Annotated in this window: 14 protein-coding genes; 7 read left to right on the forward strand and 7 right to left on the reverse strand. The window is 36.8% G+C overall.

Going from position 1 to position 12,477, the window contains the following annotated elements; all coding sequences use genetic code 11:
* Nucleotides 1-143: 143 nt before the first annotated feature.
* From JM83_RS07990 to JM83_RS08005, 4 genes are all read right to left on the reverse strand, one after another.
* Entirely contained in the window at nt 144-1,007 is an 864-nt protein-coding gene (locus JM83_RS07990; RefSeq protein ID WP_144960982.1) for a pseudouridine synthase, read from the reverse strand.
* A gap of 71 nt (nt 1,008-1,078) precedes the next feature.
* Nucleotides 1,079-1,984: a geranylgeranylglycerol-phosphate geranylgeranyltransferase gene (locus JM83_RS07995; RefSeq protein ID WP_144960984.1), complete on the reverse strand. Its 906-nt coding sequence runs from the start codon at nt 1,982-1,984 to the stop codon at nt 1,079-1,081.
* Between the two features lie 15 nt (nt 1,985-1,999).
* The gene (locus JM83_RS08000) at nt 2,000-2,938 is read right to left on the reverse strand and encodes a mevalonate kinase (RefSeq protein WP_144960986.1); all 939 of its coding nucleotides are present in this window, start codon (nt 2,936-2,938) and stop codon (nt 2,000-2,002) included.
* 72 nt (nt 2,939-3,010) lie between these two features.
* Nucleotides 3,011-4,102 carry a diphosphomevalonate/mevalonate 3,5-bisphosphate decarboxylase family protein gene (locus JM83_RS08005; protein ID WP_144960988.1) on the reverse strand — a complete coding sequence of 364 codons (1,092 nt, stop codon included), beginning with the start codon at nt 4,100-4,102 and terminating at the stop codon, nt 3,011-3,013.
* A gap of 101 nt (nt 4,103-4,203) precedes the next feature.
* Between JM83_RS08005 and JM83_RS08010 the strand changes: the two genes are divergently transcribed.
* Nucleotides 4,204-4,683, forward strand: coding sequence for a TspO/MBR family protein (locus JM83_RS08010; RefSeq protein WP_144960990.1), 480 nt, complete (start codon nt 4,204-4,206; stop codon nt 4,681-4,683).
* Nucleotides 4,684-4,689: 6 nt separating this feature from the next.
* On the opposite strand, the gene JM83_RS08015 is transcribed toward JM83_RS08010, so the two are convergent.
* Nucleotides 4,690-5,904 (reverse strand): NAD(P)/FAD-dependent oxidoreductase, encoded by a 1,215-nt coding sequence (locus JM83_RS08015; protein WP_144960992.1) that lies wholly within the window; start codon nt 5,902-5,904, stop codon nt 4,690-4,692.
* A 70-nt stretch (nt 5,905-5,974) separates the two neighbouring features.
* Nucleotides 5,975-6,688 (reverse strand): glycerophosphodiester phosphodiesterase, encoded by a 714-nt coding sequence (locus tag JM83_RS08020; protein ID WP_144960994.1) that lies wholly within the window; start codon nt 6,686-6,688, stop codon nt 5,975-5,977.
* Nucleotides 6,689-6,962: 274 nt separating this feature from the next.
* Between JM83_RS08020 and JM83_RS08025 the strand changes: the two genes are divergently transcribed.
* From JM83_RS08025 to JM83_RS08050, 6 genes are all read left to right on the forward strand, one after another.
* On the forward strand, nt 6,963-7,811 hold the full coding sequence (locus JM83_RS08025) for an SDR family oxidoreductase (RefSeq protein WP_144960996.1): 849 nt from the start codon (nt 6,963-6,965) through the stop codon (nt 7,809-7,811).
* A 32-nt stretch (nt 7,812-7,843) separates the two neighbouring features.
* Entirely contained in the window at nt 7,844-9,043 is a 1,200-nt protein-coding gene (locus JM83_RS08030) for an NAD(P)/FAD-dependent oxidoreductase (protein ID WP_144960998.1), read from the forward strand.
* Between the two features lie 75 nt (nt 9,044-9,118).
* On the forward strand, nt 9,119-9,640 hold the full coding sequence (locus JM83_RS08035; RefSeq protein WP_144961000.1) for a DUF421 domain-containing protein: 522 nt from the start codon (nt 9,119-9,121) through the stop codon (nt 9,638-9,640).
* 189 nt (nt 9,641-9,829) lie between these two features.
* Nucleotides 9,830-10,537 carry a guanitoxin biosynthesis heme-dependent pre-guanitoxin N-hydroxylase GntA gene (gntA, locus tag JM83_RS08040; RefSeq protein ID WP_144961002.1) on the forward strand — a complete coding sequence of 236 codons (708 nt, stop codon included), beginning with the start codon at nt 9,830-9,832 and terminating at the stop codon, nt 10,535-10,537.
* A gap of 3 nt (nt 10,538-10,540) precedes the next feature.
* The gene (locus JM83_RS08045; RefSeq protein ID WP_144961004.1) at nt 10,541-11,149 is read left to right on the forward strand and encodes an FMN-binding negative transcriptional regulator; all 609 of its coding nucleotides are present in this window, start codon (nt 10,541-10,543) and stop codon (nt 11,147-11,149) included.
* On the forward strand, nt 11,142-11,723 hold the full coding sequence (locus JM83_RS08050; protein WP_144961006.1) for a DUF1989 domain-containing protein: 582 nt from the start codon (nt 11,142-11,144) through the stop codon (nt 11,721-11,723). Before JM83_RS08045 ends, JM83_RS08050 begins: the two co-directional genes overlap by 8 nt.
* On the opposite strand, the gene JM83_RS08055 is transcribed toward JM83_RS08050, so the two are convergent.
* Complete coding sequence (locus tag JM83_RS08055) at nt 11,720-12,436, reverse strand: TerC family protein (RefSeq protein ID WP_144961008.1); 717 nt, start codon at nt 12,434-12,436, stop codon at nt 11,720-11,722. The genes JM83_RS08050 and JM83_RS08055 overlap by 4 nt on opposite strands.
* Between the last annotated feature and the right edge of the window lie 41 nt (nt 12,437-12,477).

The following is a 12,477-nucleotide window of genomic DNA, read 5'->3' on the forward strand; positions in this document are numbered from 1 at the left end:
GCTATGCCCAGAGATTATTTATTCCTAATTCTAAAAATAGCCCCTTTACTTGTTACTAAAAATGAATTTTTAAAATGCAATTCACTTATTAGTCAAACAAATGTATAAAAAATGTTATTCGAAATTACATTTTTAAGTTACTCTTAAAGCATTTTTATATTTATGATCTCTTGCTTGGTAAGGGTCCTGTAATTTCCTCTTGGGAGATCCTTTTTAGTTAGTCCGCCAAAGGTTACTCTATCCAGTTTTTCTACCTCAAAACCTAAACTTTTAAACAGACGTTGGATTACGTGTGGTTTGATACTATTGGTTTCTATTCCCAGCTCATTCTTAGGCCTGTTATCTATATAACTTACCTCTTGCACTTTCACTTTCCCATCTTCCAAGGTAACCCCGTCTTCTATTCTTTTCAATTCTTCGAAAGAAATAGGCTTGCTAAGTTCTAAGTGGTAGATTTGTCTAATTCCGTTCTTTGGTTTTCCAAGTTGTTTCTCCAGAGCCCCGTCATTGGTAAATAATAAAAGACCAGTTGCTTGACGGTCTAGTTTTCCAACAGGAACAACCTTGGCTCTGGTAGCATTGGCAATTAGATCCATTACGGTTCTGGAACCTTTTTCTAAACTGCCAGTTGTAAAGAAGCCCTTTGGTTTGTTCAATAAAATGTATTCCGGCATTTCCGGAACAACCCGTCTCCCATCAAATTTCACTTCTTCGGTAGGTTTTACACGATATCCCATTTCTGTAACTATCTTGTCGTTTACGGTTACATTTCCTGCAGCAATATAAATGTCTGCATCCCTGCGGGAACAAGCACCAGAATTGGAGATATATTTGTTAAGTCTAATTCCTTCTGGCTTAGGACCAGTTTTAGCTGCACCTTTAGGAGCACTTTTTGGAGCAGTATCTTTCTTTACAGGAGCGTTCCCTCTAGCCATAGATTTTTTCTTTGGCCCACCACCTTGTCTTCCACTAAATTTTTTTCCTGAAGAATTATCATTCCTGCTCATATCGCTAATTTTTTGCAAAGATACTAGATATATCTTTGCTTTTAGATTTTAAAACTCAAAGATTTAACATCTCAAAATACCCGGCTAAATACTTCTTTGTAATCTATAAGTAGAATACTAAAAACCCCAGCTACAATAATCAGTTTCAAAATATTATGCAATAAAAGATATTGCCATTTTGCATTGCTGAAATATAGAAATAATAAGAAGAAAATAAGCAGGAGCAAAGAAGTGTAAAAATAGTAATCCATTAAGCCGGTATCGAACCTTGTTGTTAAGAGCAAGATGGGGATAACAGCCAGTACAGTGAGTACAGAAAGAAAGAATTTGCTCCATTTTTCACCATATACTACCGGGATTGTTTTATAATCCTGAATAAGGTCTCCTTTTAGATTCTCCAAATCCTTTACCAGTTCGCGCATGGCGATCATGATGAAAAGGAAGGTGGCATGGATAAAAATAACGGTCTCGAAATTTTTATAATAAATAAATACTACAAAAAATGGGGTGATGGCCAAAATACTTGCCATGATATTGCCAAGAAAAAGGATTTTTTTGATCCTATGTGAGTATAGCCAGATCGTGAAAATGTAGATAGAAAAAAAGACCACTGCCCTAAAAGACACATAACTGGCAAAAAAGATCGCAGCAAAATTCAGGATAAAATATACCGAGAGTTTGGTGCGCTGACTAATAAGCCTGTCCAGCATCGTTTTTTTAGGCCTGTTTATCAAATCTTTCTCACTGTCGTAAAAATTATTGATGATATATCCAGAAGCGATTACAGTGGCTGAAGAAAGAATTAGAAAAAATAAATTTGGATCGAAAAAAACATCCCTAAGCGGCAGGTCTGGAGCTAATATAAAAGCAGCAGTAAGATATTGTGCAAATACAAGGATGAGAATATTGTAGCCTCGTACTACCGAAAACAAGCTCAACATCTTAAGCAGTAATCGTTTGTTTTTAGCAGACGCCATGTAGTTTAGGAAATTTTAGAAGTTGTAAACCACTTCTAAATTATAATCTTTTAAAGATTTTTTAGCCTTCTCTATATCCTCGGTAAAACCTAAAATATAGCCACCACCACCAGAACCACAAAGTTTTAAGTAATAATCGTTGGTCTCAATCCCTTGTTTCCAAAGTTTATGGAACTGGGTAGGGATCATTGGTTTAAAATTGTCTAAAACAACGTGGGAAAGTTTCTTGATATTCCCGAACAAAGATTTGATATCTCCTTGTAAAAAATCGTCTACACAAGCATCGGTATGTTTTACAAACTGATCTTTTACCATTTTTCTAAATGGCTCCTGCTTCATGTTTTCCATAAAAATCTGCACCATGGGCGCAGTTTCACCTATAGAACCACTATCCAATAAAAAGACGGCACCTTTTCCATTTTCGGTTTGAGATGGAATTCCGGCAGGCTCTATATTATCTTTGGAGTTTATTAAAATAGGAATACTCAAATAGCTGTTTAAAGGATCTAGCCCAGAAGATTTACCATGGAAAAAAGATTCCATTTCCCCGAATATTTTTTTCAACTTTAAAAGCTTTTCCCTGGTCAGGTTTTCTAAAACCGTGATCTTGTTATTGGCATATTCATCATATATCGCTGCAACCAAGGCACCACTACTCCCAACCCCATATCCTTGAGGGATCGTGGAGTCAAAATACATCCCTTTTGCGATATCCTTATTTAATTCTTCTAAATTGAAATGAACTAAGGAAGGATTGGAATTTTCCAATTCTCTTAGATATTTGGCAAAACGCACCAAGCTTTTATTGGATTCTATTGCTTCTTCCGAAGGATTTTCATCCACCTTTAAAGCACCATTGTAAAAATTATAGGGTATAGATAAACCTTTGGAATCTTTAATGATCCCGTATTCTCCGAAAAGCAAGATCTTGGAATAAAATAATGGTCCTTTCATAAGCATATAAATATTCTGAATTCAAAAAGAATCCTAAACAGTAGGTTTTGAGGCAAATATAATCAATTAAAATTACAATCTTATTGAACCGAAACCTACACTGTCAGATATAAATTGATTTTTATCACAATATGTAAGCAGTTCATTTTCAATAAATTGAAAAATCTCGATTTTATTTTTTTCTGGATACAACACATGCACATTCGCTCCAGCGTCTAAAGTGAAACAAATGGGTAATCCGGTTGCTTCTCTAAAAGCCCATATTTTATTGATGATTTCCAGTGTATTGGGCTTCATTAAGATGAAATATGGGTTACTGCTCATCATCATTGCATGCAAGGTTAAGGCTTCATTTTCCACAATTTCTATAAATTCATTCAGGTTTCCAGATGAAAAAATAGCCCTTAGGGCAGTTAAATTCCTATGAGCTTGTTTAAAACGCTCTTCTGCAAAAGGATGGTTGTGCATTAAATCATGTCCCACACTACTACTTACCTTTTTCTCCCCTTTATCTACCAATAAAATGGTGTCTTGATAGTTTTCAAAAACCTGATGAACTTCGTTTGGATATTCTACGCCATAAAGATTTGAACTTCCTTCAATTTCCGCGTGTTCTCCCCAAACAACCAGTTTTCCCTGTATGCTTCTGCAGGCGCTTCCAGAGCCTAAACGGGCAAGAAATGAAGCTTTTCGATAGAAATGTGCATCGCTCATTGTGGGATTCAACTCCTTTTCAATGCTCACAATACTTAATGCCAAAGCACTCATTCCGCTTGCTGAAGAAGCAATTCCGCTACTATGGGGAAAGGAATTTTTCGAATGTATAGTGAATTTGTATTCCTTTAGATAAGGGCAATATTTCTCTATTCTTTCAAAGAAGGTATAGATTTTTGGTTTAAAATCTTCCTTTTTTTTGCCTTCGAAATAAAATTCGAAATCAAAAAAATCACCTTTATTTTCAGAATCTTTTTTTCGGGTACATTCTAAGCTGGTTGTTGTTTTACAGTTGTTCAGCGTAAAACTGATCGAAGGATTTGCAGGAATCTGATTTTCTTTTTTACCCCAATATTTAACCAAGGCAATGTTGCTAGGTGATTGCCAAGCAACTTTACCGGTGTCAATTGTCCCTAGTTTAGATTGTGGTATAAAATCTTGTGCTTGCATACTCCTAAAAATTTTACACAAATATACTTTTTTAGTTAAGAGATAATAACTTGGGTTTTCGAATAATTCCCTATTTTAGGGTCTTAAACCAACCGAATACTATGACCACTAAACTCTTTATCCGGATTTCTTTTGCGCTGGGTGCTTGCTTGTTTATTGGGTTTTTGGGATCTCTGGCCACCCAAGCCAGTATTGGAGATTGGTATGTGCAACTTAATAAACCGAGTTTTAATCCGCCAAACTGGATATTTGGGCCTGTATGGACGCTGCTTTATATCTTAATGGGAATTGCAGCTGGAATAGTGTGGAGTAAAGGTTTTTATCACAAATGGGTAAAGACAGCACTTTATCATTTTGGTTTTCAACTTTTGTTGAATGCTGCTTGGTCCTTACTTTTCTTTGGACTGCAAGAGCCTTTTTGGGCATTATTGGATATAATAGCGCTTTTTATTGTTCTACTTTTTACCATAAAATGGTTTAAAATAGTAAACAATGCTGCAGCTTATTTATTGGTTCCCTATGCTTTTTGGGTGATTTTTGCAGCAATCTTGAATTTTGAAATCTGGCGACTGAATTTGTGATGTTTTTTATTGTAAAGTCGTCATCGCTTTGGCAGCTAAGTATCCGCCAGTCCACGCATTTTGAAAATTGAATCCGCCTGTAATGGCATCTATATTCAATACTTCTCCGGCGAAATATAAATTTTTATAAAGCTTGCTCTCGAATGTTTTAAAATTCACTTCATTGAGCTTAATGCCGCCAGCCGTTACAAACTCTTCTTTAAAAGTGCTTTTTCCATCTACAGAGAATTCCGATTTTGTAAGTTGCTCACTAAGCACAACTAATTGTTTTTTATTGATATCTGCCCAAATAGCCGTTTCCGAAATTCCTGAAGCTAGCACCAAGTTTTTCCATAAGCGTTTTGGTAGTTCGAATTGTGCGTATTTTGAAAGCTGTTGCTTGGCATGTTTTAATTTGAGTCCTAAAAGTTGCCCTGAAATTTCTTCTGAATTTTGCTGCCCAAGCCAATTCACCTGAATCTTAAATTTGTAATTGAGATCATGAAGCTCTCGGGCGCCCCAGGCCGAAAGTTTTAAGATCGCAGGGCCACTTAAACCCCAATGAGTTATTAATAGCGGGCCTTCGTCTTCCATATTTATCTCAGGAATTTTTACCGAGGCAAAGGTTGCTACGCCAGGCAGGTCTGTAATTCGATCATCTTTTATGTTGAATGTAAATAATGATGGAACTGCGGTTTCCATTTGATGTCCTAAACTTTCCAATAATTTCCAAATTTTTGGATTGCTTCCGGTGGCTACAAGAATTTTTTCAGCAGAAAAACCCCCTTTATTGGTATTTATAAACCATTGCCCATTTTCAGAAGTTATATTTTGTACAGCATGATTTTTAAGGATTTTAATACCTAAACGCTGGGTTTCAGAAAGAAAACAAATGATAATGGTTTCCGAAGAATCCGAAACGGGAAACATGCGGCCGTCTTCTTCAATTTTTAGTTCAATACCACGTTCTTCAAACCAGGCAATGGTATCTCCCGTCATAAAATTGTGAAAAGGACCGCGGAGCTCTTTTTCTCCTCTAGGATACTTTTTTATCAGTTCGCTTGGAGTGAATTCGGCATGGGTCACATTACATCTTCCACCTCCCGAAATGCGCACTTTGGTGAGTACTTCTTTCCCTCTTTCGAGAATAAGTATACTTGCATGAGGATTGAATTCCGCAGCATTGATGGCTGCAAAAAATCCTGCTGCCCCACCCCCAATAACTATTATATCATGCTTCATTCAGAAAAAAATTGAAAGCGCAAAGGTAGCGGTTTTCAGGGTAGTATTTTTAGCAATATGAATTTATGGTTTACTCCTCTAAAGATTCCCCTATTATTGAAATAAGCCTGTCGGGATAGTCTGAAATTATTCCATCTACCCCAAACTCTATCATTCTGGCAATATCTTCAGGCTCATTCACCGTCCAGACATTTACATTGAAACCTTTATTATGGGCATCTATAACACTTTGCCGGGTGATAATTCCCAAAGAAGGATGGATGGCAGTGGCATTCAAGATCTTTGCCCATTCTATAGCTTCCTCTACACTGGCCTTACTTAAAACGGCAATGAGGATATTTGCATTTATTTTTTTTGCTTCCAGCAATTCATTCTCCTGAAAACTGGACACCAAAATACTATTGTAGTCCCAACCTTTATTTATATACTTGGAAATAATAGCACAGGTTGGTTTTGCCGTATGCAAGCCTTTAAGCTCTATATTGACAGAGCATTTGCCTTCAATAAGATCCAGTACTTCGGTTAATAAAGGGATTTTATAACCTCCTTTAAGTTTTAATTGCTGAAGTTGCCCATAGGTCTTGACAGTAACTTCTCCAGAACCATCGGTTAACCTATCTAGGGCGAAATCATGAAATACCACCAATTCTCCCGAAGCACATACGTGTACATCTATTTCAATTCCATCTACGCCCATTTCCAAGGCGAGATTGATGCTTTCCAGCGTATTTTCTGTGATATGGCCTTTCGCGCCCCGATGACCAATTTTATAGATAGGATTCATTTTTCAAATATATATCTACTTGTTTAGAAAGTCTTAATACTGCTTAACATTTTTTTTAATGAGTTGCTTTATAACTTCACAACAAATTATAAAGAATTCGTTTGTCCGTAAAGTATCCTAAACTGAACAGGGACGTCATTCTGTCCGGACACTTCGGGAGTTTCAGAATCTCATTTCATTGTAAACCAATGCAATATTGAGACCCTGAAATAAATTAAGGGTGACGAAAGAACTGTTAGGACAAAAAACGGATATACATTAAAAAATTTAAAAGATGGAGAAACCAAAGAAATTTGTAAATCAAACTCAGGGTAAACCAGGATCTGAATATAAAATGGATCCACAGCCAGAGATCATCCGGAAAGGCTATAGAGGCAGTGAAAAACTTCAGAACAAAACCGCTTTAATAACAGGAGGAGACAGTGGAATAGGGCGAAGTGTAGCCGTTCATTTTGCAAGGGAAGGCGCGAATATTGTAATTGTATATTTAAAAGAAGACGAAGATGCCTTGGAAACCATGAAAATGGTAAAGGAGGAAGGCCAGGAATGCCTTATCGTGGAAGGAGACCTTAAAGACGAAAATTTCTGTAAATCCTTGATTCCAAAATGCCTTCAAGAATTTGAAAGCCTGGATATTCTAGTTAACAATGCAGCATATCAAAATCCTAAAGATAGTATTGAAGAAATTAGTACAACCCAACTTCATAAAACTTTTGAGACCAATATCTATCCGTATTTTTATGTGGTAAAAGAAGCAATGCAGCATTTAAAGAAGGGAGATACCATAATCAATACAACTTCGGTAACAGCATACCGCGGCAGTGAGCATTTGTTGGATTATTCCAGCACAAAAGGAGCCATTGTAAGTTTTACAAGATCCCTTTCCAAGATGTTGGCAGAAAAAGGCATTCGGGTAAATGCAGTAGCTCCGGGCCCTATATGGACGCCCTTGATTCCATCTACTTTTGATGATGTTTCAGATTTTGGTCAGGATACCCCGTTAGGGAGGGCAGGGCAACCAAGTGAAGTGGCACCTGCGTTTGTGTACCTAGCGAGTGAGGATAGCAGTTATGTTACCGGGCAAGTCATTCATATAAATGGGGGAGAAATTGTTGGTGGCTAAAAAATTATATTATATGGATAACAAAAGAACTTATGGATATAAGATCCAATGAACCTTACTGGCTTATTAAAAATGCCCTTACCAATAGCTATTCTTCTTTAAAGGAAGATATGTCAGCAGAGGTTTTAATTGTGGGGGGAGGAATTACAGGTGCATTAATTGCATATAAGCTCATTAAAGAGGGAAAGAAAGTTGTATTAATAGATAGGAGAGATGTGTGCAATGGGAGCAGTGCTGCCAGCACAGCGATGCTACAATACGAAATTGATGCACCTCTCCATGAATTGATAGAACAACGCGGGCTAACTTGTGCGGTGGCCAGTTACCAGAATTGTGAAAAGGCAATTTTCGATCTTAAGAAAATAGTAGGTGAAATAAAAAGCGATTGCCAGTTTGAATTCAAAAAAAGCGTTTATTTCAGCAGCACTAAAAAGGATGTGGATTTTCTTGAAAAGGAATTTGAAGCCAGAAAGCAACACGGCTTTAAGGTTAAATGGTTGGACAAAGAAAAGTTGCAAAAACTCGGTTTAATAGCTGAAGCAGGCATAGAATCGGAATCTGCAGCTGTAATGGATACCTATAAATTCGCCGGCGACCTTCTGGAATACTGTTCAGAAAAGGGATTGACGATATTTGACAGAACAGAATTGGAATCTGTTAAAGAAGAAAATGAAAGTCTAAGTGCGATCACTAAAAGCGGTTTTAAAATAGAGGTGCAGCACCTTGTTTATTGTACGGGCTATGAAAGTGTAGAAACCCTTAAGGAAGATATTGTAGATTTAAAAAGTACCTATGCCTTGGCTTCCGAAGCGTTTCGGAAAATACCCAAAGCATTTAAAGACCATATCTATTGGAACACCTCCGAGCCTTACCTCTATTTTCGGGGCACGAAGGATGGGCGAATTATAATGGGTGGGGGTGATGAGAATTTTAAAAACGCAAAAAAAAGAGATGCCCTTCTTCCGAAGAAAGAGAAAAACCTTACAAAGGCATTTAATAAATGTTTCCCAGATATTTCTTTTGAATTGGATTATTCTTGGGCAGGGACTTTTGGAGAAACCAAAGATGGCCTCCCTTATTTAGGAAAACCGGATCTCGATAAAAATAAACATTATGTTCTGGGTTTTGGCGGAAACGGAATCATGTTTAGTGTAATGGGTATGGATGCAATCTTGAATTCTTTGCATAAAACCCCCCATCCATATTTAGAATATTACAAGTTTGGAAGATAACCCTATCTATATGTAAGTTTTCTATTTTATAAATTTTTAATCGATATATTGAAAAACTAAACAGATATAAAAAATATGGAAAAATGGTTTGAAACATCTTGGACATCTGTTGTTGCTATTTGTATTTCGGCTATTGCAATCTATTTTGCAGTAATAATTTTTACCCGGTTGGCCGGAAAACGGAGTTTCTCCAAAATGTCCAGTTTCGACTTTGCCATGACCGTTGCAATTGGTTCTATACTTGCCAGTACTTTGCTTTCCAAATCGGTGAGTTTATTAGAAGGTTTGGTTGGTCTTGGGATGATTTATCTCTTGCAGATTTTTGTTGCAAGATTAAGACGCTCCTCAAGGATCGAAAAACTTATTGATAACAAGCCACTTTTGTTGATGGACGGCACTAAAATCTTACATGAAAACCTTAAGAAAGCAAGAGTTACCAAATCAGATTTACGATCAAAACTCAGAGAAGCGAATGTACTTGAGCTATCTCAGGTTCGTGCAGTGGTTTTTGAGGCTACCGGGGATATTTCGGTTTTGCATTCCAAAGATGAAAACGTGGAATTGGAAGATTGGTTGATGGAGGGAATTTTAAAGTAAAATGATAGGTGCTTTCTGTAGGATATATGTCTGGATTTTCGATAAATTATATTCCTGTTAATGGTATTGCTGCTAAAAATTAACCCATTTCGAATTGCGGTGTTAAAGAGTTTTAATTTTTTCAGAATTTGGTCTTAAACCCCTTTTGGCTGAATTGTGTTCTAAATATATTTATGCAAAATAAGCAAAATGGCTTCTGAGATAGAACTTAATTCGACTAAAAAACGCAAATCTGAAATCCATATTGATGACAAGAAAATAAAAGAGCAGTTTACAGATTTTATCCTAGAGCAAGATCATCCTTGCATGATGGCACAAACTGTATTTAGCATGGACAAAGTGGATTTTCATACCTATGAGAACTTTGGTTCCAAAAACACAGCAAGAAAGATTCTGGAAGATTTGAAAACATATATCGAAAATTACGACTTCGAATCGAATGAATTTTTAACATTTCTAGCGGTTTTTAAAGGAAGAAGTTCGTTTTCTGAAGAGCAATTTGAAACCGTCCTATGGAAACAACTTGATTTTCTTAGTGAAGTAGATACAGATCCTTGGGATTCTACTGTGAGCAGTGATCCTTCCCATAAAGATTTCAGTTTTAGTTTGGGTGGCAAAGCTTTTTATATTGTTGGTTTGCACCCAAACAGTTCCAGAATAGCGAGACAATCCCCATATCCCGCAATGGCTTTCAATTTGCATTGGCAGTTTGAAAAGCTTAGGGAAATGAACACCTACGAGAAAGTAAGGGATAAAATTAGGGAACGGGATATGGAGCTACAAGGGAGCATAAATCCTATGCTTAAGGACTTTGGAGAAACTAGTGAAGCAAAACAATACAGTGGCAAAAAAGTTGGAAAAGAGTGGGAATGTCCGTTTCTTTCAGGGAAATTGTAGTACATGTACCAGCCCAAGAAATACAAAAAACAAGATCCAGAATATTTATATAAGTTTATAGAAGACCATCCGTTCGCTACCATTCTGGTGCAGGGTGAGCGTTTATTGGCTACACATATCCCGGTTCTTATTGAAGGTGCACCTCAAAATTTCAGGTTGTATTTCCATATCGCAAATTTTAATGAAATGCTTCCTTTTTTAAAAGAAGGAGCAGAAGTATTAATCGTTTTTCAAGGAGTACATGGCTATATTTCCTCTTCTTGGTATAAGAAAAAGGATATAAGCACGTGGGACTATTCGGCAGTGCATATAAATGCGAACGTTAAGATGCAGACTTCAGCAGAATTGGAAAGTTCCTTGGAAAAATTGGTTCATAAATTTGAAAGGGGGCAAGAAAAGCCACTTTTTTATAAAGAAATCCCAAAGGCAATGCTAAAAGAGCATTTGCCTTTAATCACAGGGTTTTGGTGTGAACCCTATAAAATAGAAGCTGTGGCAAAATTACATCAATCTTATAAAAAGCAGGATGTTACAGCAGTTATTGAGCATTTGGAACACGGAACCCCGATGGAAATGGAATTAAGCAAGGACATAAAAAAAGAACATGATTAAGGTAATAGAAAAGCAAACCGGTGCCGCATTTGTTCTAAAAAAAGGACAACAACTAAAAGTGATAGATCCACAAGGAGAGCAAGTCAGCGATATGGTGTTGTTCAACTTGGAAGATCCCCGCGAGAAAATTTCTTCAGGAAAAACCTTGGATTTTGAAGAAAGCATTCTTATAACCAAAGGTGATTTTTTGTGGAGCAATAGAAGTAGGAAAATGATGAAAATATTGGAAGACACCAATGGGAGGAACGATTTTCTATTAGCTCCTTGCAGTCCGGAAACATTTCAGATCATGTATAACAACCCCGAATATCATCCGAGTTGTTTCGAAAATCTTTATACAAATCTAGCTTCTTTTGGGATCACCCCAGACGAAATCCCAACGGCCTTTAATATATTTATGAATGTACAATTTGCAGCCAATGGCAAATTGAGTGTAGATGCACCTTTAAGCAAAGCCGGGGATTATGTGTTGTTTAAAGCTGAAATGAACTTGATAGTTGCCCTAACCGCATGTTCTGCAGAAGACAGTAACAACGGCAGCTTTAAGCCGATTAATTACGAAATTATAGATTAAATATTTGGCACATTTTTCTTTCTAAACCTCATATTCAACATCTCTATAGAAAGGGAAAAGAAGACTGCAAAATAGATATATCCCTTTGGAACATGATAATGTGCACCTTCAACAATAAGCATTACCCCGATTAAAATAAGGAAGGAAAGGGCCAAAATTTGAATGGTTGGATGTTTGTTCACAAAATCCCCCACGGTTTTTGCAAAAACCATCATTACGATAATAGAGATCACCACAGCGATGATCATAAGTATTAATTGCTCGGTAAGTCCAATGGCGGTCAAGATAGAGTCGAAAGAGAAAATGATATCCAAAAGCATTATTTGAACGATCGCATATCCAAAAGAACGAATGTTTTTTACATTTTGTTCCTCATGTTGCCCTTCCACTTTATGATGAATTTCCAAGGTGCTCTTTACCAATAAAAAGATTCCACCCCCAATTAGAATAATGTCCCGCCAGCTCAGTTCAAAATCTCCAAAAGTGAGAACAGGCTCTGTAAGCCCTATAATCCAAGTAATACTTAATAGCAACAAGACCCTCATAACAAGTGCTGCTGAAAGTCCGCCAAGGCGTGCTTTCTTTTGTTGATGTTCTGGGAGTTTACTTGCAACTAACGAGATGAAAATAATGTTATCTATCCCCAAAACAATTTCCATAAAAGTTAGGGTAAGTAGCGCGATCCAAGTATCGGCTTGTAAGAATAATTCCATCAGAATATTTTTTGGCTGTTAGTGTGGCCGAAAATTAATAA

The organism is Gillisia sp. Hel_I_86 (assembly GCF_007827275.1).
GTDB lineage: Bacteria > Bacteroidota > Bacteroidia > Flavobacteriales > Flavobacteriaceae > Gillisia.

Coding starts and splice junctions, on each gene's coding strand:
- JM83_RS07990 (WP_144960982.1), bottom strand. CDS start 1,007: ATGAGCAGGAATGATAATTCTTCAGGAAAAAAATTTAGTGGAAGACAA.
- JM83_RS07995 (WP_144960984.1), bottom strand. CDS start 1,984: ATGGCGTCTGCTAAAAACAAACGATTACTGCTTAAGATGTTGAGCTTG.
- JM83_RS08000 (WP_144960986.1), bottom strand. CDS start 2,938: ATGAAAGGACCATTATTTTATTCCAAGATCTTGCTTTTCGGAGAATAC.
- JM83_RS08005 (WP_144960988.1), bottom strand. CDS start 4,102: ATGCAAGCACAAGATTTTATACCACAATCTAAACTAGGGACAATTGAC.
- JM83_RS08010 (WP_144960990.1), top strand. CDS start 4,204: ATGACCACTAAACTCTTTATCCGGATTTCTTTTGCGCTGGGTGCTTGC.
- JM83_RS08015 (WP_144960992.1), bottom strand. CDS start 5,904: ATGAAGCATGATATAATAGTTATTGGGGGTGGGGCAGCAGGATTTTTT.
- JM83_RS08020 (WP_144960994.1), bottom strand. CDS start 6,688: ATGAATCCTATCTATAAAATTGGTCATCGGGGCGCGAAAGGCCATATC.
- JM83_RS08025 (WP_144960996.1), top strand. CDS start 6,963: ATGGAGAAACCAAAGAAATTTGTAAATCAAACTCAGGGTAAACCAGGA.
- JM83_RS08030 (WP_144960998.1), top strand. CDS start 7,844: ATGGATATAAGATCCAATGAACCTTACTGGCTTATTAAAAATGCCCTT.
- JM83_RS08035 (WP_144961000.1), top strand. CDS start 9,119: ATGGAAAAATGGTTTGAAACATCTTGGACATCTGTTGTTGCTATTTGT.
- gntA (WP_144961002.1), top strand. CDS start 9,830: ATGGCTTCTGAGATAGAACTTAATTCGACTAAAAAACGCAAATCTGAA.
- JM83_RS08045 (WP_144961004.1), top strand. CDS start 10,541: ATGTACCAGCCCAAGAAATACAAAAAACAAGATCCAGAATATTTATAT.
- JM83_RS08050 (WP_144961006.1), top strand. CDS start 11,142: ATGATTAAGGTAATAGAAAAGCAAACCGGTGCCGCATTTGTTCTAAAA.
- JM83_RS08055 (WP_144961008.1), bottom strand. CDS start 12,436: ATGGAATTATTCTTACAAGCCGATACTTGGATCGCGCTACTTACCCTA.